We start from the raw sequence: 23,264 nt of genomic DNA, 5'->3' as shown, positions 1-23,264 counted from the left end.
AACACGAACTTTAGACTGATTAAAAATTTTTAACGTGCCGAAGTTTGGCAGCATATTCCGGAGTATAAGTTAAATTTGGGGCATGGCTATCTATAATATCCAAATAGCTGTACCAGAGGGGATGTTATCATATAAGTATTTTGCGTTTGAGGTAGCAAGTCTTATACATCCGTGAGATATATTTTCTCCTAATCTACTATCTACTATATTACCATTCTTGTCATATAAGATACTGTGAAATAAATAATTTCCGCTTATTTGAGTATACCATTTACATATCAATCCATTATCAGTTGTGAAAGAACTTCCCCTGGTTCCTAAGGTAAAGTGACCTTTAATTGTAGGGGTAGAGGACTTACCGGAGGAGCAGGAAAAGGAATTTATTAGTTTCCAATTATGATTAGTACCAGTAAAAACATAAACAATATGCTTTGATAGATTAGTGTAAATCAAGTAATCTGTGTCGCTTGGGCAATCTTTAGAGTTTATAAAAGTCTCATATGAGTTAGTTGAACTTATGGCTTGGGAAGAAGTATTTTTATTCTCAAGCGGCTTGAAAATATATGGGTCCTGAACAGGGGTTGAATCTAATTTATTTAAAGTTTCTTGTCCAGCAATACCATCGGATAAAATATTTAACTTTTGTTGAAAATTTCTAACAGCAAAATCTGTAGAAGCGCCAAATTTACCATCTGTAGTAAGTTTATACCCAAATTTATTTAGCTTTGTCTGTAGTTCTGTAACTTTTTCTCCATTATCTCCAAGTTTTAAATTGATTTGAACTTTTTCTTTGGCGAGTTCGTTCTTTTTATTATCACTAACTTTTGATTGATCCTTTTCTAATGTATTGTTAGCTTTAGTATTTGATGTATTTTGCTTAGATTGAGAAGGGATTAGCTGAGATGAGTTAGAGTCTTTATTGCCATTGCCCGTGGTTGGTGTATTACAGCCGTATAATAAAACAGTAATTAGAAATAATATAGCCAGAAAGAGAATTTTTTTCATGCATGCCTCCATATTTTACTGTAGTTTCATATATATATTATTAAAAGTGTGGGTATTAGGTGTATGTAAATAAAAATATTACTAGCTGTTATCAGCCAATAAAGTTAAAATTAAATTAGGAATATCAGTTTATGAACTATAATACGAATACTTTACTTTTCTGGATAATATGGAAGTGTTAACACAATAATATATATATTCATCTTTAGTTACGGTAAAAAATTTTAAATATATGTGTAATAGAAGTTGTATATATTTAAATGTTATATAATACTTATTTAAAATATAAGAGTATAGAAAATATATTTTGGGAAGTTTTTAGTAGATGCGTGTATAGGGTTCCTTGGTGAAAATTTAACTTATACGTAGGAAGAGGCTGCCAAAACTGAAGGTATGAGTTTATCAAAGATTCTTATAAATTTAAATGAAGTTATAAAAATTAAGGAGGTAATGGTATGAATAAAAGTGATATTGCTGTTATAGGATTAGGTGTTATGGGGCAAAATCTTGCACTTAATATAGAGAGCAGGGGATACGAAGTTTCTGTATTCAACAGAACTGGTGAACAAACTAAAAAGTTTGTAGAAAGTATAGAAGGAAAAGTAGATAGGTTAAAAGCCACTTATAATATTGAAGAATTAGTGTCTTCACTGAAAAGCCCTAGAAAAATAATCTTAATGGTTAAAGCTGGAGAGGCAGTAGATATAGTAATTGAAGCGCTTTTACCACTGCTTGAAAAAGGAGACATAATTATGGATGGTGGAAACTCTAATTTTAAGGATACTATTCGTAGAAGCAGCTATTTAGAAGAAAAAAATATATTATTCTTAGGTACGGGAATATCAGGAGGAGAGGAAGGTGCATTAAAAGGACCAAGTATTATGTCAGGGGGATCACCTGAGGCTTGGGAGCAAACAAAAAACATTTTAATTGACATTTCTGCTAAGGTAGATGAAAAAATACCTTGCTGTGATTATATAGGGGCAAATGGTTCTGGACACTATGTTAAGATGGTACACAATGGTATAGAGTACGGTGATATGCAGCTTATTAGTGAGACCTATTATCTAATGAAAGAATTGTTAGGTATGACGCCTGAAGAGATGCATAATGTATATGCTGAATGGAATAAGAGAGAGCTGAATTCCTACTTAATTGAAATCACAGCAGATATATTAGAAAAAGTAGACGAAGAAACAAGCAAGCCCTTAATTGATGTTATACTTGATTTGGCAAGAGAAAAAGGAACAGGAAAATGGACTTCACAAGAATCCCTAGAATTAAGGGTTCCTACGCCAACAATGTCAGAAGCTTTATTTGCAAGGTACATGTCAGCAAAAAAGATAGAAAGAGTAGAAGCTTCAAAAATACTTAAAGGTCCAGAGAAAAAGCTAGATATAAATAAAGAACAAATGCTTCAGGATATTGAAAAGGCTCTTTATGCTTCAAAGATATGTTCTTATGCCCAGGGTTTTGATTTATTAAAGCAAGCGTCTAATACTTATAATTGGAATCTAGACTTTGGTAATATAGCTTTGCTTTGGCGTCGGGGGTGTATTATAAGAGCACAATTTCTAAATAAGATTAAAGAAGCTTACGATAACAATAAAGAATTAAACAACCTTCTTTTAGATCCACACTTTAAACAGGTTATAGATAAAGCTCAAGATAGTTGGAGAAGAGTAATAGCTGAAGCTGTTAAAGCTGGTATTCCAGTACCTGCTCTAAGTTCAGCATTATTTTACTATGATTCATATAGAAATGATAGATTATGGGCTAATATGATACAGGCACAAAGAGATTATTTTGGAAGTCATACTTATGAAAGAATAGATAAAGAAGGCTTTTTTCACACTGAATGGAAGGGCATTTAGCTTAGCATCAACATTTATGTACCCATAGCTGAAAAGAAACATTTGGTAGGAAAACAACATATGGGTACATAAAGTTTAAATAATCCAAAACCATTAAACTTAACCAAAATATATATTAGAAAATTCAACGTTAACTGTATGTATCAATCTGTTATCCATTAAATCAAACTTAGAATTTTCTATGTTATCTTCAACAATATTTGTAACAGGAAGTGATATTTCGAAAGAACTACCTTCACCTTCTACGCTTTCTACAGAAATTTCACCACCTAAATTGTTAACTAATAACTTTACTAAGCATAGACCTATTCCTGTGCCCTCAGCTTTACGGGTTAAATTGTTGTTAACTTGACCAAATCTATCAAATATAATTTTTTGCTTTTCTCTTGGAATTCCAACACCTTCATCTGTAACTCTTATACATATATTGTTTCTACGTTGTGATACGTTTATATAGACAGATTTTCCTTCAGGAGTAAATTTGATAGCATTTGATAGAAGGTTAAGTAATATCCTTTCAAATTTTTCATCATCTATAGCCATTACTAAACTTGGTATGGATGATGAAAAGTGTAGTTTTATATTCTTTTGACTAGCATATAGAGATATTGAATCTGTTATAGCCTTTGTCATAACTACTATATCATCATTTTTTTTGTGAATCTTAAGGTAGCCAGCTTCGGCTCTTGTTATGTCTAAAAGATTATTTACTAGCCTTAATTGCTGTAAGGAACTTTGCTTTATCTTACCAAGATATTTCTTCATGTTTTCTGATAGGTGGTCTTTGTAGACTAGTTCTATGATCTGTATAGCAGACATTGATACTGTTAGTGGTGTTTTGAACTCATGAGAGATAAAAGAAAAAAACTCCTCTTGCATTTTTAAAACCGCCTCAAGTTCTTTGCATTTTTTTACTTCTCTAGTAATGTCCACCCCTATTAAAAGAACTTCTTTAATGTTCCCCTTACAATCTAATAGCGGTTGAAGCATTAGGTTCATATAGGATATTTTATTATCAATAGCTGCTTTAAAATTATTTATGTATGTGACTTTTTTTGTTTTACCCAACTGTTGGAGGCATTTTTTTAAAGGTTCTTCTGTACCTTGTAAGTTATAAAAATTAGCAAACTTATAACTGTCACCAATCCTGTTTACGTTAGGAAAAAATTTTTTAGCTGAATTATTTAGCATTGAATAGTTCCCGCTTTTATCTACAGTAATTACTGGACCTGATATATTTTCAATAACTGCTTTAAGTTCCTGATTTTGCTGAAATATTATCTTTGATTGTTCTTCTATAAGTTTTCTATTTAAAACGGTTTCTGTTATATCTGAGGTCATTTCAATAACATATTTTAATTGGTTATTCTCAAATATAGGAACTAGAGTTCCACTCCAATAGATAGTGCCCCTTTCAAATGAATGGTAAGCATATTCACTAACATTATAGGCTTTACCTGTACTGAGCAGGGTATCCCATATTTTTTCAGATCTACTTCCTAGCCAACCACTTACAAATTCGTATATTTTTTTACCAAAGCTATTTTTTTTATCATTAAAGGGTTTGTCAAGAAAATCTAAGTATGTTTGATTGGCTTTGAGAAGAACTTTATCAGGTACTGAATAAATAGCAACCCCAAGTACATTGTCTGAACAAAGGGCTGAAAATAGCGGAAACTTTTCATTTATGTTAAAATTAGACTTTTCCATAAATATATATTTTGTTTCATCTATGCTTTTATTCTTTATTATAGAGATATTTACTTGTTTAGCTTCAAAAGTCTTAGTAAATAAAAAATAATCCTTTTCTAAATTTATAGAGGATAAACTGGAGTTAAGGTTGATTCTTAAAAGATTAAATACATCCAATATATATTTATTAAGTATATCTTTTTCAGAATAACCAGTAAAATTAATAAATGTTGAGTTTATACTAATAATTTTTCCGTTTAAAGTTTTAATGCAAGGAAGGAAATTTAAAGTGTTTTCAAATGAAAATGTTTTCATAAATGAGTCCTCCGTGTTATATAAACGTTATTTATTATTATAAAGTTGTTAATAAATATATTATCATGAAATAGAAAAAATTTCCACACAACTCAGCTGATTTATAGTAAAAATTAATTATAACTATAAAATTCAATAAATTCATGCAATAGTGATAAAATTCAAAATAGCAAGAAATATGTCATATAGCTCCATAAACAATCAATGCAGTTCATAGAATATATGTAATAAAAAATATAAATTTATCATGTGAATTTTTAATTCTTTAATAATAAACATATATAGAAAGTATTTGTTAAAAGAATAAATATATTTTGAATAACAATATAGGGGTTAACAGTTTAAATACTTATTAACCCCTAATCTATTAAAATTATTCGATTTTTTATGAAGAAGACTAGTTCTTCTTAGACATTTCAATAGCTTTTTTTGTACAACTCTGCATAGCAGAAATTATAGCTGAACGAAAACCTTTTTCTTCTAGAGTGGCTACAGCATCAATAGTAGTTCCACCAGGAGAACAAACATTATCCTTTAATGCACCAGGATGTATACCTGTTTCCAGTACCATTTTAGCAGAACCTAAAACTGATTGGGCAGCTAATTTATAAGCTTTATCTCTAGGAATACCCTGCATAACTCCACCGTCAGCTAGAGCTTCTATCAATATGTATATATAAGCTGGAGATGAGCCACTTATAGCTGGTATTGCATCCATAAGTTTTTCATTTATAACTTCAGTTTTACCAAAGCTCTCAAAAATGCTAAGAACTATTTTTAATTCATCTTCTGTTACTAAATCATTAGCACAGAGTGCACTCATACCTTCTCCTACAAGGGCTGGTGTATTAGGCATAGTTCTTACAACTTTTAATTTCTTACCAAAATTTTTTTCAACGGAATCTATAGTTATACCAGCTGCAATAGTAACTACTATAGGATCGTCCTTTATGTATTCTTTAATTTCTTCAATAACGCTAGCATACATATTTGGCTTAACTGCTAAAATAAGTATATCTGAAAACTTAGCTGCATCTATATTGTTAGTTGAAGTCGATATTCCATAGGACTCTTTAACTATATTTAAGTTTTTTTCAGATGCAGCACTAGCTATTATATCACTGGGTAAAACTAGCTCTGATTTTATTAGTCCGCCTATAATTGCTTTAGCCATGTTTCCACAACCAATGAATCCAATTTTTTTATTCATAAATGTTACCTCCAAATGTGTTATTTAATTCTATTAAACAAGTATACCATTTTATAATTTATAGTAAAATATATATAAATAAACATTTGGAGTTTTACACTAATTAAAAATATTTAACGTGACGAAACATGGTAATATATACGTGTGTAAGTTAAATTTCGGGCATGGTTATCTATATACTTTGGTGCTTACATAAAGGACACCTATATCTTATTTAATAGATCAGTATTCTCAAATTGATTTCCTACCACACGTCCTAATATAACATCATTAATGGTTCGTATTATAGAGTTTTCTGTGTTTAAAAGCTCAAAGGTTAACGACACTTTGCTCCATACCACTTGATAGAGGATAGATGAAATTTCTATAATGTCACCCTCGTATACATTAATACTATTACCATCTGATAAACCGGTCCACTGAAGTAATTCAAATCTTTCAATAGGTTCCCATGATTGACCAGGAGCCTTTAAGGCAAAAGGGGACAAACTTTTTGGATCAAAAGTCATACCTTGTGGTTTAATCATGTTTTTCTTATCTTTATCCCAAGCCTTCAATTTTAATTCTCTCAATGAGCTGTTACCTCCTTAGTAAGTTTAAAAATATCTTTTTACTTATGTATACGTGAGAAAGATATTTTTTAGAGGGGTAAGCAAATTTGTTGTTTATATGCAAACTTTGTTTCTACCACTACGTTTTGCTTCATATAATTTTTCATCAGACTTTTCTCTTAATAAGTTTAAATCTGCAATTGTTCCTGGGTATACAGCAACTCCTATGGATACAGTTAAATTAATTTGTTTTCCAGATGGTAGTTGAAATTTATAAGTCTCAACCTTTCTTCTAATTCTTTCAGCTATATCAAAGCTATGAGTTTTTTCGCAATCTCTTAATATAACGCTAAACTCTTCACCACCAACCCTTGCAACTACATCAAAATCTCTTACTGATTTAGAGATTATATTACTTAATTGCTTTAGTACAGCATCGCCAGAGGTATGTCCGTAAGTATCGTTTATTTTTTTGAAAAAGTCAATATCTACAGAAAGCAGAGATATACTTTCGTTATTTTCTTTTACTTTACACAATAATTCATTAAAAGATGTATCAAAGCTTCTTACATTCTTTAATCCTGTAAGATAATCCTTTGTTGCTTCTTCTTTTAATCTTTTAAGTGTTAAATAATTATTTAATAGATATTGTGTAAGCTCATATATTAATATAATCGAAATAAATGAACTGATCCAATAGCAGGTTAACGTACTTAAATTTGAAATTAACTTATAATAAAATATAGTAAATTCAATATTGGCAGCTAAAAACATATACATCCATTGTTTCTTTTTTGAAATTCTTAAAAGACTAATAAATATGCAGCTTAGGGTTATTACAAGAATACATATGGCTGCAGTAATTGAAGTTTCATTTACTACAAGGTAAAATATACGAAATAATATTAAAATACTACCAGTTATAAGTGCAGAAAGCCAGCCTACATAACTAGTACTAATTACTACGGCTAGATAACTAAGCTCCATAATAACACCTGGTGATATTTGCACTGAAAAAAACATCAAAGCTATTCCTAAAAGTCCACTTATAATTCCAGAGATAATATGTAGATGGAGCTGCTTTAAATTATTAAAGTTAACGTTTTGTAATACTTGGCTACCAATAAACATAATTGTTACCAAAACACATAAATTCATAAATAAATCTTTTAGTAATGCCACATAATCACCCCGTTATACTTAGAACTATTTAGCAGTTTATTGTATAATAATATATTGTATATTTCGACATATTTTACAAAAAGTTTAGATATGATACCTAAATGTTATTATATTCCAGGACAGATGCTGAATTTTATAACACATGATGTATATAGTATTCTTTCTAACCAGTGGAAAAGGTATCACAATTATGTAACCTGTCATATATATTACTGAAATATATCCATTATTATGGTATAGTAAATATTATAAAATAATTAGTTATTAAAGGGGGCATAAACAATATGTTTAAGTGGAAAGCGGAATACGAAACTGGAGTTGATTTCGTTGATGAACAACATAAAAAATTATTTGAAATTGGAGATAGGGCCTATGAATTACTTAGTAATGATTTGTACGTTGATAAGTACGACAGAATATTAGATATTGTTGAGGAATTGAAAAGTTATACAGTATTTCACTTTACTTCCGAAGAAGAATATTTATTAAAAGAAGGTTACAAAGATTTCTTTTCCCACAAGGTAGAACACGATAGTTTCATAAAAAAAATTAATGATGTAGATTTAAATAAAGTAGATCACGAACAAAACCAGTATATAATGGAATTACTTGAATTTATTTTTAAGTGGATTGATGGCCATATTTTGGTAAAAGACAGAGGGTATAGCTCTAAAAAGGTATAATTATATAAATAATCACGCCCGAAATTTAATCGATCATAATGTCAGTTTACTAGCTTTATATCTTAAAGTACATCTAGAATATTAATATCTATTATAAAGCTGGTAAATTAGATAAGTTTAATTTTAGAATTAACGATATCTATAAATAAACAAATTTTCTTAGTTTCTTCTATACCTAGTTGCTTCAGTTTTACTGAGTTATCAGCTTGGACTTTCCTAAAAATGAATTGTAAACGTATTATTAAGTGGATCTGAAATTTTTATTAAATAATATTGTTATAAATCCTAAATAAAAGTAATGGTTTTATATAAAAATATTTAATATAATAAAATTTTTTATTATATGTTATATAAAAATATCGATTTAGCTGGTATAATGTGGGTAAAGGATGTTTATTATGGATATAAGGAGAATTGAAAAATGGGCAAGAATGAATGTAAGATTTCAATTTATGACATGAAACCAGGTATGATAATAGCGGAAGATATTAAAGTTAATAATACAATTCTGATATCGAGAGAAACTGTAGTTACAGATAATATGATAAAAAAGTTACAAGAAAAGTTCATCCAACTTGAAGTAATAATATATAGTGATAAAGAAGAGCAAAATGAAAATAAAATACATAAAGTCTCCATTCGAAGAACTGTAGAAGAAGTAAGAGAAAATTTTATAAAAATTTCACATGATTTGGAGAGTTTATTTGATAATATTAATAGAATAGGGAAGATTAATATAGATGAAGTCAGGAATTTTGCCAAAAGAATACAAATATATTTAGATTCACCTTATGAAGTAATTAAAAATATAGTACTTAATGGTAGCGGGAATGATCCTATATATATTCATTCGGTAAATGTGGCAGCATTAAGTTCAATTCTTGGCAAATGGGTAGGACTTAACGATAAGGAAATTAGTCTTTTAACATATTCTGCAATTCTCCATGATTTTGGAAAAACCAAAGTAGGCGAAAATATAATGCTAAAGTCTCAAAGGTTAACTCGAAAAGAATTTGAGCAAGTAAAACTCCATCCTATAATAGCATATAATTTGACAAAGCAAATACCATATCTAAACAATTCAGTAATCTATGGTATTTTAATGCATCATGAAAGATTAGATGGTTCAGGATATCCTTTAGGAATAAAAGAAGGGAAAATACATCCTTTTGCCAGAATAATTGCCATTGTAGATATTTTTGATGCAGTTAACTCAGATAGAAACTATAAAAAAAGTTTAGATCCTCTTAGTGCTCTAGAAATTATTAAAAGAGAAAGCTTGGGGAAATTAGATTATAAGTTTTCTAAAATATTTATAGAACAAATGGTAAATTATTATATGGGAGAAGAAGTAATGCTAAATAATCAGAAGATAGGAAAAATAGTCTATTTAGATATAAATAATTTATCTAGACCATTACTATTTAATGATGATGATTTCTTAGATCTGAAAAGTCAAACTAATTTACATGTACAGAAATTAGTAAAATAACAAGTATATGCTCTAAAAGTCAAATTTAACAAAGAATTTTTAAATATGAATCTATAATTATAATGCATATAATAAAAACACTATGGAAACTTTATAAAAATGAAACAATTTCATTTTTATAAAGTTTCCATAGTGTTTCTTTTAAATTATAAAAGTATTTTGAAGGTATTGTACTGAAAATATCTTTATTTTATATCTCTATTTATAAAATAGTTTCACCATTAATGCAAGTATACCTGAAGTTATAAAGGGACCTACAGGTACGCCGCCTAAAAAAGATGCTGCGATGATAGCACCAGCAATTAATGCTGGCATTATATTTACATGACCTTGAACAGTTAGGTAATTCAACCCTAAACCACTTAGGTATGTAGTTAGCAATGAAAGAAGCAATGCTGCAACACCAGTCCATGAAGCAAACACTCGTAATAATTCTTTGTTATCAATATCACCTTTAGCAATAGGAATCAATATTGAAGCAATAAGTAATATTAATCCAAAAGATAAACCACGTTTCTCTAGTAGAGGAAACACATAATTATCTAAATGCAAAAGTTTTATACATAGCAATATACAAGTGGCGATAGCTACTGAGTCAGAATGACCTATTATAGCAATGGCCAATATAATAACTAAAATTATTGAAGATTGCATATTTAATCCTCCTAAATTTAAAAGTTCCGTATCTATAAATATTATTTAATTACTTTTATGCATATGAACTTTAAGCTTCATTTATTACAAATAGAATTAAGTTATTATTACATAACCAATTTTGATAAAGGTTAGAAAATTTACAAGCAATTTAATAGTGTAATAATTTTATAACTGCACAAACTTTAATTACAAACGAAAGTATAAACAAAACATAAAATAAAAATTATAATTTAAAGGAGAGATTAATTATGGCAAACAGAAGCAATAGAGTATTAGTACCAGAAGCAAAAAAAGGATTAGATCAATTTAAAATTGAATCAGCTAGAGAAGTAGGAGTAAACTTAAAAGAAGGTTACAATGGAGATTTAACTTCAAGAGAAGCTGGATCAGTAGGCGGAAACATGGTTAAGAAAATGGTAGAAGCTTACGAACAAGGATTAAAGTAGAATGAACAGTAGTTTATAAGGGTTAGGTTATTTTTACCTAATCCTTTTGTTTCGTATAAACAGTATTCTTGGCTTCTGGGGGAGTTTTGACTCCCTCTGAAGAGGAGTTTCCTATAAGGATGGGAGTATTAGAGCGGATAGTCATCGGATAAATTTGAAGATTTATAGATTGTCTAGTATGCGCTTTTACCAATAATACGAATAGTATAAATAGTGGATAATATCTATATGCTGTAGATCAATGGACATGAAGAAATAGAACACAGTAAAGAGGGGGAGAGTATGGAGAATGATTTTACAGCTAGATTAGCCAGAGGTGAGCTAGCTGGTGGTAAAGAAGAAGCCACCCTTGCTTCTAGGCTTTTCCTTATAGCTACACTAATTGTTAATACTACTGAAGAGGATAACCTACTAGTTTTTGCAGGTATTCTAAATATTATTGCAAATATAAATGTAGTTAAAGCAGCTTTTTTAGAAGCAAAAGCTCAACAAATAGCTCCAGGTGTTACAACCTATGCTAACACTTTAAAGATCATTGGAGGCAGCGGAGCATTAGTTGTTTCATTAATATTTTTTATAGCCTTATTAATTGAAGTTTCAGTAAGACAAAGAGTAACTGGGACAAGTGCAGTACCAACAGCTGCTGGAGCACTTGGAGCTTTTAATGTATAATTAGAATTTAATAATAAGTTCTAAGGAAATCCTAGTATATTGGTTACTAGGATTTCTTCTATTGTATTAATATAAAAATTATAATAAAAAAGAAAGCCCTAACATTTGTTAGGGAGGTCTTATGCTTTTAAGCATAAGCGAGGAATTTTATTATAGCAACAATATAAGTCTAACCTAAATTTAAAATTTTATTCCATAAATTTTTATCATAGAAGTCATTCATTTCTCCAATTTTGATAAAGGTTAGAAAATTTACAAGTAATTTAATAGTGTAATAATTTTATAACTGCACAAACTTTAATTACAAACATAAGTACAAACATAAGTACAAACAAAGCATAAAGTAAAAATTATAGTTTAAAGGAGAGATTAATTATGGCAAACAGAAATAATAGAGTATTAGTACCACAAGCAAAAAAAGGATTAGATCAATTTAAAATTGAATCAGCTAGAGAAGTAGGAGTAGACTTAAAAGAAGGCTATAATGGTGATCTAACTTCAAGAGAAGCTGGATCAGTAGGCGGAAACATGGTTAAGAAAATGGTAGAAGCTTACGAACAAGGATTGAAGTAAGATATATCTTATAAGATGACATGTGAAATAGAAAGGTCTGTAGCTTTATTATAGACTTTTCTGTTTTTTTATATTGTAGGTAATATATTTTTTTATAATACATATAATAAAATTAATAATTTACTACAAGTACATTATATATTCCTCCTTACACTAGCAGAAATGCTAGTGTTTATTAATTATTTAAAAAGTTAACTATAAAAAAGATAGTTTCAGTAACGTAAGTAACAGAAACTATCTTTCATAGTATGTTTTAATTCCTAATTTTGCATAGTTCTATTAGTACCACCAAGGTCTATGATGCCCTGGGTAAGGATAATATGGCCTATGATACCAATAAGGAGGATAATATGGTTGATGATAGTAATATGGATAGTAATAAGGATAATATTGGCGATAGTTATCCGTATCTTCAAAACTTGCATCATCACGTACTATATCCTCAGGAAAGGTTTGTTGTAAACCAAATTGATTAGGTGCTGTTGGAATTTGAGCTGTTGGAGCTTGAGCAACCTGTGGTGCTATTCTCTGAGGTTGAGCTAGTTGTTGTCCATATACTGCTGGACAGCAGTAAGCTATTGGGCAGTAATATGTGTGTTGACAGGTATTCGTAAAAGACGGTTCTTTATCTTCATGCTCATGCTCATGGTGATGGTGGCGATCTTCTTCTACCTCCTGATTAAGTTTTTCGTTAACAGTTTCGTCGTCACTTCTAAAGTACATAAATATACCTCCATAATATTGAACTACATAATCAGTATATTCACTATACTTAAATAAAGTTACAGTTTTTTATAAAGTGAAACTTGAATCAGATGGGATTTGTCTTACGATAGCTTACAATACTTTTAATAGAGTATTATGTTTATTGAGTGGCTGCTCACTTAAGAATTTATTTTTAATAACATCTATAAATATATCCACTAATTCAGGGTTAAACTGTTTTCCTTTTTCTTTAATTAACACTTCAAAAGCCAGATCACTACATATAGATTTTCTATATATCCTATTTGATGTAAGAGCATCAAAGGTATCCGCAATTGCAATTATTTGAGCTCCATAGGGGATTTCATTACCTTTTAAATTATCAGGATAACCATTTCCATCCGCGAAATAATAAAAGCACCTATAATAATATAGGTGCCTTAATGAATCATGAAATAAATACTGATACAATATTAAATCATATTTCGGCAACCTGGCAATCATAGAAATGTAAATTCCCTTAGATCCATAGCTTTGCGGCCTTACCTTTCAGTAAGTGTGCTATTGTCGATATAATACATTAAAAAATAGTGTAATATTAAAGTATAAAAATAGAACTTTATTGTATATTTATATAAACTTGTAAATTTATGTATAACACTTTATGTTTACATTATATTATAATTATTATAGTAAATCAATTAATTTACTATAATAATATAAAATTTGCCTTAAAATTATTAATGGAAAAGAGTATCGTAGAAACCTCAAGATTTAGTTAGCTTGTTTTATAAAAAATACTTAAAAATAAACATATAATTTCATACTGAAAATATCTATAGATTTAGCCTAGGAAGTAAAAATATAAGCTTAGGGGAGAAAAGTTTACCATATTGCTAGTAAACCTATAAATATTCAAAGTAAAATAACTTTGTTACAACTTTGTTTTTGTATTATACTTGTTAAAGCAAGTAAGCAGCAGGAAATGTTTTTAGTAGCTTTTACAAGGAGGTTTTTAATGAAATATTTAAGAAAATTAATATGTATCAGTAGTATTATCTTAGTAGTATCACTAAGTTTTTATAATGTACAAGCTGCGGAAATCTCGGCTGAAGACTATTATAATACTGCTGAGGGGTATTCTTATTCGCAGCCTTACGAAGCCTTAAGAGTTCTTTCAGAAGCACACAGTAAATATCCAAGTGATAAAAGATTTACTGATGCTTTAGATGAAAGGGCAAAGATTATACTAAACTGGAGCAAGGGAAGTCAGCTCAACGGAAAATATGATGGAGCTATAGATGGATACAATATAATAATAAAAACAGATGGAATATCAGAAACAATAAAAGATGAAGCTAATATTTGTTCAATATTAGCTAAAAGAGGAGAACAGGGTATAGTTAACAGGCTTAAACAACCAGAATATTTTAATCTAGCAGCTGCGGCGCAAAAACAGTATATGAGTTCACATTATGAATATCAAAGTCTAGGAGAATATAATACCTTTGGAAACTACTTACTCATAGAAAATACTTTAAGTTATTCCAATTCTGATGAGATTAAGTTTGATAAAGATGGGATACCAATGGTAAACTATTCAGGAGAATTTTATTATAATCCAATAACTACAGAACAATATGCTCTTACTCTTTACAACGAATATTTAAAAAATCCAAGAAACAATAGAGAAATGAAGGATAAATTTTTAAAGGTTTCGAATTGGCTAATAGATAAAATTGATGTTCTAGGAGCTTTTAGATATCCATTTTACTATAAACATTATCTTAATGATGATGAATTTAAGCCAGGTTGGGTATCATCCATGGCGCAGGGTCAGGCTTTAAGTGTATTTGCTAGAGCGTATAACTTAACAAATAATAAAAAATATATACATGCAGGTAATTCAGTATTTAGGTATTTAATTATAAGAACATCCAGCGGTGGTGTTACAGATAACCTTGGAAGTCTAAATATATCACTTTCTGATTATCCTTTCTTCCAGCTCTATGTAACTAATCCACCATCTTATACATTAAATGGACATATGTTTACGTTAATTGGATTGTATGATTGGTCTAATTTAGATAACAATGATAGGATAAGTAACGAGGCTAAATTATATTTTAATAATGGATTTCAAACTTTAAAATATATATTACCTTATTATGATATAGGTGGATTTGTTACTTATGATTTAGGATATTTAACTAAACCTAATACTAAACCTACTATTAACTACAGTTATTATGGTATTCATATTACTTTATTAGATGCATTATACAGAATAACACAAGATAAGACTATCTATTATTATAGAAATTTATGGACTTCATATATAGAAAAATCATAGTAAATATAATCAAAAATAATATATTTATATAACTTAAGGTCAGCGATAAAAATACTTATCACTGGCTTTTTTAATAAAAATATAGAATTTAATTATATTTAAAGTATTTGTGTTAAAAGTAAGTTGAGTATCTAAATATTTATAGAAATTTTATCGATATAAAGATAAGCTATAAATATCAGGTCGATAAAAGATGAAATTTTCATTATAAGTAAGGGGGATCAACATGAAGATAAGAAGTATTGGAACTAAAACTTTACTGGCGACTTTGCCAATTTTCGTAGTATCAATGATTGTAATGACGTTAATAAGCTATTATAGTAGTGTGAACATTATTAATAATGAAATTAAGTTAAAAATGAATAACCAGCTCAAAGAACAATCAACAAATATTGAAAGAAGTTTGCAGCGACATGCAAAAATAGCTGAAAACTTATCAAAGACCGTTGAAGCTTCAGCAGGTATGTTAACTAATGATAATTATGTAGCACTGTTAACTAAAATAATTAATACAAATAACGAAACACTAGGTGCTGGAGTATGGTTTGAGCCCTATAAATATAATGCTAATATTAAATTTTTTGGCCCATACGCTTATAAAGATAAAGGTAAAGTAGTCTACACCGACGATTATAGTGCAGATAGCTATAATTACCCACAATACGATTGGTATAAAATTGGAGTAAAAACATCAAATAGTATTCAATGGTCTAATCCTTATGTAGATGACGTTGCAAAAATTTCTATGATAACAGCTACTAGTCCTTTTTATAATAAAGATAAAAGCTTTATGGGGGTTTCAACTGCAGATATAGACCTGACTACTATTCAAAATATGATTAAAAATGCTAAAGTTGGACAGAATGGTAGAGCTTTTTTGGTAGATAAAAATGGTATTTATATAGCGGACGAAAACAAAGATAAGATAATGAAACTAAAAATAAGTGAAGATAGTAATACTAGTATTGCAAATCTTGGAAAGCTAATGTTGTCAAATAAGGGCGGAGAATCTTCCTTTAAGGATAATAGAGGAGTAAATAGAGTATATTATGCAGCTATACCTGAAACCGGATGGACACTGGCTCTTGCTATACCTGAAAGTGAGCTTAAAGCACCAGTTAACAATCTTTTAATAAAGCTGCTTATTACAATAGGCATTTCTATTATAGTTTCGGCAGCAATAGTAATATTATTTGCTAAATACTTAGTAAGAAGTATTAATAGGGTAAATAATTTCGCTATGGCTATTGCCCAAGGAGATTTAACACAAAATATAAATATAAAATCAAATGATGAAATAGGTAAAATGTCTCAGCATCTTAATACCATGTCAGAGAGTATGAGAGATATCGTTAAAGCTATTAATGATAACTCAGAAGAGGTTAGATCTACAAGTGAAGAGTTATTTGCTGCGGTTACAGATATTACAAATAAGTTTCAGCATATAAATAATTCTATAAAAGATATAAATGTTGGTGTACAGGAGTCTAGCGCAACCACAGAGGAGATTAGTGCATCTATTGAAGAAGTAGATTCAAGTGTGAGTCAGTTATCATCAAAGGCCATGGATGGAAGTAATTTATCAAATGAAATAAAAGTCAGAGCAGATAAGGTTAAAAATAAAATTAATGAGTCAAGTAAGAATGTGGTTTCTTTATTTGAAGAAAAACAAAGCAAGATACTTAGTGCCATGGAAGAAGGAAAGATAGTTAACGAAATAAAGAATATGGCAAGCAGTATTGGTGAAATTGCAGAGCAAACAAATTTACTGGCACTAAATGCAGCTATAGAAGCTGCAAGAGCAGGAGAACAGGGTAAGGGCTTTGCTGTAGTAGCAGATGAAGTACGAAAGCTTGCAGAACAATCTTCTGAAACTGTTATGGGTATTCATAATACTACTTCAAAGGTTCAGTATGCATTTGAAAATTTATCAAATAATGCACAGGAAATATTAGATTTCATAGATGGAACTGTTAAGCCAGACTATGCAGAAACTGTTAACACAGGTAATCAATATGGACAAGATGCTGACTTTGTAAATTCTATGTCAGAAGATATTGCAGCTATGTCTGAAGAAATAGCTGCTACAATTAATGAAATAAACCTTGCTATACAAAACGTAGCAGATACAACTCAAGGTTCAGCCAATAGCTCCCAAGAAATATTGAAAGGAGTAAATGAGGCGACTAATGCTATAAAAGAAGTTACACATAAAGTACAAAGGCAAGCTAAGTTAGCACACAGTCTTCATGAAATGGTACAAAAATTTAAAATATTATAGCAACATAAAAACTTTTTATAGTAATTTTTAAAATATTAGGCAAAATATATATAAACAGAGTTCTTGGCTTCAGTGGAGTTTTGATCTCTCAGAAGCCTGGAAATCGTTATTCAGGGACCTAGCCGCTCTTTACTCCCAATTAAGCAGAGAGCCAAAATCTGTGATTTTGATATGGTCGCTTACTCTGTGAGTACTCCTCTTCAGAGGAGTTTCCTATAAAGATGAGATTATTAGAGTGGGTAGTAATGGGATAAATAACTAAAACTTTAAGGATGTGCCTATATGAAAAGATTAATGCTTATAATTATTTGTTTTATGTTATCATTTACTATAGGTTTTGTGTCTGCTAAAAGTCCCTTTCACGTATATATAAATGACAAAGAAGTAAAAAATAAAGGTTATATAATAAAAGATAATAAGATATATATATCGGAGGATGTTTTAAAAGAAGAACTTTCTTTGAGTATCTCTCATGATAAGAGTGGAAATGAAATAACCATATATGATTTACAGAAAGCAGTTTTAGAAGAAAAGAATATATTATTTGAAAAATTTGCACAGGAATATAAACCGGAAAGTCCAGATGAAGTTGCAGAGCTTTGGGCAAAAGGAATTAAGCAAAGAAACGGTATAATTCAATACTTAGTCCTTAGTAAATCATTAAAAGAAGAATTGAAAAAAATCATAGGAAAACAGAGCAAAAACTCTTGGATAACTGAATCTACAAATATTGAAATTAAGGATTACAACATTACAAGAGAAAATCTAAATAAATCAACTTGGAAATATAAAATAGATTTTACAACTACAACCGGAAATAACGAACATAATGCTACGTTAATAATAGGTAAGGAAGATAGTAAGTGGCGAGTTGTTGATATAGAAAAGAATTTCGATATTTAAATAGATTATGAGATGGCATTAGTTTCTGTAACTGCAGAGAAAACTCTGTAGTTACAGAAAACTTGTGTCTTTTATTTAGCTATATTTTATATATGTTTGTCAGCCATAATCCTTATATTACAAGGCTTCTACTCCTGTTTCTCCAGTTCTTACTCTTACAACATCAAGGATATCTCTTACAAAGATTTTACCATCTCCAGGATTGCCTGTCTTATTTACTTCAATAATTGTATCAATTACTTCTTGCACATCTTCGTCGTTAACAATGATAGTAAACATTCTTTTTGAAACAAGTCTATGAGCTTCAGAGAGTTCTTCACCAATATTATTATTTGTTATCTCTTCCACCGCTTGTTTATCATCTAAAATGGTGAAATTTACTTTCTTCTTTCCTCGACCAAGTACTTTTCTGCAAGTAAAGCTGGAAAATCCCTGTTTTAAGAGGGCTTCTTTTGTTTTACCAACCATGTTCATTCGAATAACCGCAGTTACTTCTTTCATATATAATTCCCCCTCACTTTCATTTATATTATAGTGCTTTTGAACCTGAACTTATTGTGTATACTTCGTCTACAGCTGATACAAATATTTTTCCATCTCCAAAAGCCCCAGCTTGTCCTGTTTTCGCACTTTTAGTTATTATTTTTATAACATCATCTTTATCTTGATCTTCCACAACTAACATAAGCATTTCCTTAGGTATTTCATCATAATGTACAGATCCGACTTTAACACCCTTCTGTTTACCTCTACCTACTACATCGTATTTTGTAACCGCTGGAAAACCTGCATCAGCAAGTTCTGAAAGAACTTCACCAACCTTATTTGGTCTTATTATAGCCTTAATCATTATCATAAAATCCCCTCCTAAAATTTTTGTTATTTTACTCTTATAAAATTAATATAAATTATTGATTGTATTTAAACGTTAACATTTTAAGTATTTTTTGTCAAGTAATTTGTTAGAATTTTGAAAATTTAATATATATTCGCGCTTTTTTAAATATATTTTTATTTTTTTTTATATATTTTTATTTTTTTAATAGTAAAGGGGTAGTCTCAAAACACACTTTTGCTGAAGGATTTATTAATAATCTTTCATAGTGTTTTTATTATATTGAGCACAATTATGAATGGTATTAAAAAAATCCTGCATGTATTTTGATTTTTGAGGCAGTCCCTTTACTTATATATCTATAAACAAAATATACATCTCCAACATTCGAATGACAGCTTAATTATACATCACTATACATAGAGTTTTGTGTTAACACCTTATTATACTGAAGCTAAATTACTGTAATCCCTTAATAATCTCAAATAATGATTAGCTTCTCTAAGAACATGGTCAGAAAGCAGAGCGGGAATAAGAGATTTTATTTTACATAATAAGATACCTTGAGTACCTTGTTTTTTGAAGTCTCTAAGATTTGTTACAGCATTTAGGCTCTTCTTAGTAACATTAGGTAAGTTATTAGGATTATTTGATAAATTTCTAGTTTCAACTAGAAGCTTATCAAATTCTTTAGCAAAAGCATTAGCTTTATCAAATAATTGTTTTTCAGATGGATCTAAATAGCCCCTAATAAATTCGGCATGCTCACCCATTATATCATTCCATGTGATTTCTACTTGAATAATCTCCTTTATGCTGTCAAGAGCTTCTCTTTTTTGAAGTTTATTTAAAAGCATTATATAAAACTCAGCTTCCTCTATAACGTGATGGAGCATAGTAGGATATATATAGCTAAAAGTTTTACAAGTTAAAACATTGTTATGAAGACTTTTTTTAAATGCAATTACGTTGTTCATAGTAGATAGTATGTTTTTATTCAGAGATGTAGTTTCTGCTAAGAGTTTAGGATTTTGTTTATAGTTGGGTGTAGGAGCAAGTGCTAACTCTTTTCTCGTTATTTCAATGTCAATTGGAATACCAGTTAAATCTTGAGTAGACTTTTCAGCGTTTATAGTTAAATCAGTTATTAGTTCACCAGAGGATGCTACAGAGGGACTTATAACTCCTTGAGACAAAGTAACTGTTTTACATAGGAGTTTTTCCAAAACATTTTTAATTGAAATTGCCTGTTTAGACAGTGCAATATTCTTAGGAGGAAGCGCCGCTGCAACAAAAATAATATGTTCCTTCATAATCCTCAAAAAGAATAGATTTGTTTCTAATGAAAATCTTATAAAATCTTTATCAGATATCAATATACCACCCCTTTTATACATTTAGTTGAAAAAATACATTACGTTTTATAATATGCAGCATATAATATTTTGTGATTAAAAGTTTGTATTATTTTATTAAATAATTTTAAATGGTTATACTAAAGCAAAAGCAGCATTAGTAAAGCTATCTTATAAAATACTTAATACAATTAAATTATTTAAGTAAAGTATGGATATATGGTAAAAAGTTAGGGTATAATGATTATGAGAATTTAAGAGGTTTTAACATAATAATTGAGGTGGGAGAATGGTACTCTCATCTCAATTGTTTTTATATATATTTTACCCTTTGAAGTTTAAGATTACTGTAATAATATATGTTTCCTTTATTACTAGGCAATGATATAATTATCATAAACTAGAGATATAGGTATTGCTTTAATATAAATTTGCATAAATATGTATTTCAGTATGTAGGTATATAAGTAAAATGTAAAATTTTGCATTGGTATGTTAGTAGAATTATTTAATATATAAACGGAAGTGATAATTATGGAGAATTTTGAATGGGATTTGCAAAAAAACGTATATAATTTATTAAGTATTACTAAATTAGCTCTACTACTTATATGTGCAATTATAGCTTTTAACGAATTTTTTTCGAAAATTACAATGGCAAGTTATGAGCAAAGTGGATATCTTAACGTAGTTACATTAGGAATAGGTGCTAGTACAATAATACTAATATATTGTATATGGTTATTTTTTTCTATGAAAACTTTGGAAGTTAAATATATTAAAATATTAAGTATTATAGAGAATATTATATTTATAATAGTCTTTACAGCCTTAATTTTTATATCTGGTGCTTATGCTAGTCAATATAAATTTCTATTTTTATTTTTAATTATTACATCAACTATACAACTGGGTGCACAGTATGGAGTGGCTATATCTATAATTTCTTCAATTATTATCTTATCCGTAGATTTAATTTGTTCTCCTAAAATGGTTATAAATACATACTTTGAAAATGATTTAATTATAGTTAGTATCTTAATCTTAACAGCATGGATTTTAGGGTATTATGTAACAATTGGAAATAAAAGGTTAAAACAAAAAAATATGCAACTGCAGGTATTAAATAAAGAATTATGTAAGAGAGAAAAGCAGCGTAAATATATAGAGGAAATGTTTTTAAAAAATGAGGCTTGTTATAATATACTTATTGAAAACTCTCATGAGGCTATTTTTGTACATCGCAACGAGAAGGTTATATTCGCTAATGAAAGTGCGGCAAAAATGGTTGGTATGTCAAAAGCAGAACAGATGAATGAAACATCAATATTGGACTATATACCTGTTAGTGAGAGAGAGAGTATAAGAGAAAAGTTTGATGAAATGTATGATGAAAAAGTAAATATAGTATTTATTGATGGAAAAATAGTGATGAACAATGGAAACACTATAGAAGTACAAAATATGTCTACCGCATTCATATATGAAGGCGAGCCAACAGTATTAAGCATTATTCGTGATGTCACACCAGAAAAGCAAGTAGAAAAGTTACAGAAAGATGTGGAAAAAAACATAGAATTATTAAATGAAACCCGGGAATTTAATAAATTTATTACAGAATTCTTTTCAAACATATCACATGAGTTAAAAACTCCTTTAAATGTCATATTCTCAGCATTACAGGTATTAAATTTATATGATAACTCACCGGAAGAATTTGCAAAAATAAAAGAGAAATATATGAAGGTTATGAGACAAAACTGCTATAGACTTATGAAATTAATTAATAATTTACTTGACATAACTAGAGTAGATTCGGGGTTTCTTAAGCTTAACCTTCAAAACCATGACATTATAAGCGTAGTTGAAGAAATCACTTTATCTGTTGTTTCTTATGTTGAAAGTAAAGGAATAAACCTAGTATTTGACACTGATGAAGAAGAAAAAATAGTGGCATTTGATGCTGATAAAATTGAAAGAATTATGCTTAACTTACTATCTAATGCTATTAAGTTTACTAATCCAGGTGGAGAAATATATGTAAATATTAAAAACTTGGAGGATAATGTTATTATATCAGTTAAAGATACAGGAGTAGGTATTCCAGAGGATAAACTTAACGTAATATTTGAAAGGTTTGGTCAAGTTGATAAAACTTTTAAGAGAAACAAACAAGGAAGCGGCATAGGGCTATCCCTTGTTAAGTCCTTTGTAGAAATGCATGGGGGAAAAATAAATGTTAAAAGTACTATAGGTGCTGGAAGTGAATTTATTGTTAATCTTCCAGTAAAAGTTTTAGATGAAGATATGAGTGAGGAAGATGCTCAATATAAAGCTAGTATTGAAAGCATTAGTATGGAACTTTCGGATGTATATTCTGAATTAGCGTAAAGTGTATAGATACCCATGCCCGAAATTTAACTTATACTCCGGTATATATTACCATGTTTCGTCACGTTAAATATTTTTAATTAGTCTAA

At 29.2% G+C, this 23,264-nt stretch carries 21 protein-coding genes and 1 riboswitch; of the genes, 10 read left to right on the top strand and 11 right to left on the bottom strand.

The features are described 5' to 3' along the window. Positions 1–90: 90 nt before the first annotated feature. Positions 91–1,005 carry a L,D-transpeptidase gene (locus HGI79_RS19415; protein WP_185652329.1) on the bottom strand — a complete coding sequence of 305 codons (915 nt, stop codon included), beginning with the start codon at positions 1,003–1,005 and terminating at the stop codon, positions 91–93. A gap of 455 nt (positions 1,006–1,460) precedes the next feature. Here HGI79_RS19415 and gndA point away from each other — a divergent pair, with 455 nt between their 5' ends. After that, the gene (gene gndA / locus HGI79_RS19410) at positions 1,461–2,879 is read left to right on the top strand and encodes an NADP-dependent phosphogluconate dehydrogenase (protein WP_185652328.1); all 1,419 of its coding nucleotides are present in this window, start codon (positions 1,461–1,463) and stop codon (positions 2,877–2,879) included. Positions 2,880–2,978: 99 nt separating this feature from the next. Here gndA and HGI79_RS19405 read toward each other — a convergent pair whose 3' ends face one another. The 4 genes from HGI79_RS19405 to HGI79_RS19390 form a co-directional block, all read right to left on the bottom strand. Next, positions 2,979–4,886 carry a PAS domain-containing sensor histidine kinase gene (locus HGI79_RS19405; protein ID WP_185652327.1) on the bottom strand — a complete coding sequence of 636 codons (1,908 nt, stop codon included), beginning with the start codon at positions 4,884–4,886 and terminating at the stop codon, positions 2,979–2,981. Between the two features lie 397 nt (positions 4,887–5,283). Further along, entirely contained in the window at positions 5,284–6,096 is an 813-nt protein-coding gene (gene proC, locus HGI79_RS19400; protein WP_185652326.1) for a pyrroline-5-carboxylate reductase, read from the bottom strand. A 203-nt stretch (positions 6,097–6,299) separates the two neighbouring features. Continuing rightward, a complete protein-coding gene (locus tag HGI79_RS19395) occupies positions 6,300–6,668 on the bottom strand; it encodes a YopX family protein (RefSeq protein ID WP_185652325.1) in 369 nt (122 codons plus the stop codon). A 93-nt stretch (positions 6,669–6,761) separates the two neighbouring features. Continuing rightward, positions 6,762–7,829: a diguanylate cyclase gene (locus tag HGI79_RS19390; RefSeq protein WP_185652324.1), complete on the bottom strand. Its 1,068-nt coding sequence runs from the start codon at positions 7,827–7,829 to the stop codon at positions 6,762–6,764. A 284-nt stretch (positions 7,830–8,113) separates the two neighbouring features. Here HGI79_RS19390 and HGI79_RS19385 point away from each other — a divergent pair, with 284 nt between their 5' ends. Together HGI79_RS19385 and HGI79_RS19380 are read left to right on the top strand one after the other, a co-directional pair. Next, positions 8,114–8,512 (top strand): bacteriohemerythrin, encoded by a 399-nt coding sequence (locus tag HGI79_RS19385; protein ID WP_185652323.1) that lies wholly within the window; start codon positions 8,114–8,116, stop codon positions 8,510–8,512. A gap of 421 nt (positions 8,513–8,933) precedes the next feature. Beyond that, a complete protein-coding gene (locus tag HGI79_RS19380) occupies positions 8,934–10,004 on the top strand; it encodes an HD-GYP domain-containing protein (protein ID WP_185652322.1) in 1,071 nt (356 codons plus the stop codon). Positions 10,005–10,202: 198 nt separating this feature from the next. On the opposite strand, the gene HGI79_RS19375 is transcribed toward HGI79_RS19380, so the two are convergent. Beyond that, entirely contained in the window at positions 10,203–10,658 is a 456-nt protein-coding gene (locus HGI79_RS19375; protein WP_185652321.1) for a DUF441 family protein, read from the bottom strand. Positions 10,659–10,909: 251 nt separating this feature from the next. On the opposite strand from HGI79_RS19375, the gene HGI79_RS19370 reads away from it, so the two are divergent. The 3 genes from HGI79_RS19370 to HGI79_RS19360 all read left to right on the top strand — a co-directional run bounded on the left by HGI79_RS19370 (position 10,910) and on the right by HGI79_RS19360 (position 12,352). Then, complete coding sequence (locus HGI79_RS19370; protein ID WP_185652320.1) at positions 10,910–11,107, top strand: alpha/beta-type small acid-soluble spore protein; 198 nt, start codon at positions 10,910–10,912, stop codon at positions 11,105–11,107. Positions 11,108–11,389: 282 nt separating this feature from the next. Beyond that, positions 11,390–11,779 (top strand): hypothetical protein, encoded by a 390-nt coding sequence (locus tag HGI79_RS19365; protein WP_185652319.1) that lies wholly within the window; start codon positions 11,390–11,392, stop codon positions 11,777–11,779. Positions 11,780–12,154: 375 nt separating this feature from the next. Further along, complete coding sequence (locus HGI79_RS19360; RefSeq protein WP_185652318.1) at positions 12,155–12,352, top strand: alpha/beta-type small acid-soluble spore protein; 198 nt, start codon at positions 12,155–12,157, stop codon at positions 12,350–12,352. A gap of 279 nt (positions 12,353–12,631) precedes the next feature. On the opposite strand, the gene HGI79_RS19355 is transcribed toward HGI79_RS19360, so the two are convergent. Both HGI79_RS19355 and HGI79_RS19350 read right to left on the bottom strand, forming a co-directional pair. Then, the gene (locus tag HGI79_RS19355; RefSeq protein WP_185652317.1) at positions 12,632–13,075 is read right to left on the bottom strand and encodes a hypothetical protein; all 444 of its coding nucleotides are present in this window, start codon (positions 13,073–13,075) and stop codon (positions 12,632–12,634) included. A 114-nt stretch (positions 13,076–13,189) separates the two neighbouring features. Further along, positions 13,190–13,561 carry an HD-GYP domain-containing protein gene (locus HGI79_RS19350; protein WP_185652316.1) on the bottom strand — a complete coding sequence of 124 codons (372 nt, stop codon included), beginning with the start codon at positions 13,559–13,561 and terminating at the stop codon, positions 13,190–13,192. Beyond that, a riboswitch (cyclic di-GMP riboswitch) is annotated at positions 13,542–13,630 on the bottom strand. It overlaps the preceding gene by 20 nt. A gap of 445 nt (positions 13,631–14,075) precedes the next feature. Here HGI79_RS19350 and HGI79_RS19345 point away from each other — a divergent pair. From HGI79_RS19345 to HGI79_RS19335, 3 genes are all read left to right on the top strand, one after another. Then, complete coding sequence (locus HGI79_RS19345; RefSeq protein ID WP_185652315.1) at positions 14,076–15,410, top strand: D-glucuronyl C5-epimerase family protein; 1,335 nt, start codon at positions 14,076–14,078, stop codon at positions 15,408–15,410. 226 nt (positions 15,411–15,636) lie between these two features. After that, positions 15,637–17,691, top strand: coding sequence for a methyl-accepting chemotaxis protein (locus HGI79_RS19340; protein WP_185652314.1), 2,055 nt, complete (start codon positions 15,637–15,639; stop codon positions 17,689–17,691). 282 nt (positions 17,692–17,973) lie between these two features. Then, positions 17,974–18,594 (top strand): hypothetical protein, encoded by a 621-nt coding sequence (locus HGI79_RS19335; RefSeq protein ID WP_185652313.1) that lies wholly within the window; start codon positions 17,974–17,976, stop codon positions 18,592–18,594. A gap of 117 nt (positions 18,595–18,711) precedes the next feature. Here the strand turns inward: HGI79_RS19335 and HGI79_RS19330 are convergent, their stop codons facing one another. From HGI79_RS19330 to HGI79_RS19320, 3 genes are all read right to left on the bottom strand, one after another. After that, the gene (locus HGI79_RS19330; RefSeq protein WP_185652312.1) at positions 18,712–19,095 is read right to left on the bottom strand and encodes a P-II family nitrogen regulator; all 384 of its coding nucleotides are present in this window, start codon (positions 19,093–19,095) and stop codon (positions 18,712–18,714) included. 28 nt (positions 19,096–19,123) lie between these two features. Continuing rightward, entirely contained in the window at positions 19,124–19,450 is a 327-nt protein-coding gene (locus tag HGI79_RS19325; RefSeq protein ID WP_185652311.1) for a P-II family nitrogen regulator, read from the bottom strand. A 422-nt stretch (positions 19,451–19,872) separates the two neighbouring features. Next, the gene (locus tag HGI79_RS19320; protein WP_185652310.1) at positions 19,873–20,805 is read right to left on the bottom strand and encodes a DUF2935 domain-containing protein; all 933 of its coding nucleotides are present in this window, start codon (positions 20,803–20,805) and stop codon (positions 19,873–19,875) included. A gap of 513 nt (positions 20,806–21,318) precedes the next feature. Here HGI79_RS19320 and HGI79_RS19315 point away from each other — a divergent pair. Beyond that, the gene (locus HGI79_RS19315; RefSeq protein ID WP_185652309.1) at positions 21,319–23,175 is read left to right on the top strand and encodes a PAS domain-containing sensor histidine kinase; all 1,857 of its coding nucleotides are present in this window, start codon (positions 21,319–21,321) and stop codon (positions 23,173–23,175) included. Positions 23,176–23,264 lie beyond the last annotated feature (89 nt).

It is taken from the genome of Clostridium sp. DJ247 (assembly GCF_014231265.1).
The sequence above is the reverse complement of the archived record's forward strand: the minus strand, read 5'-3'. Positions and strand labels throughout refer to the sequence as shown.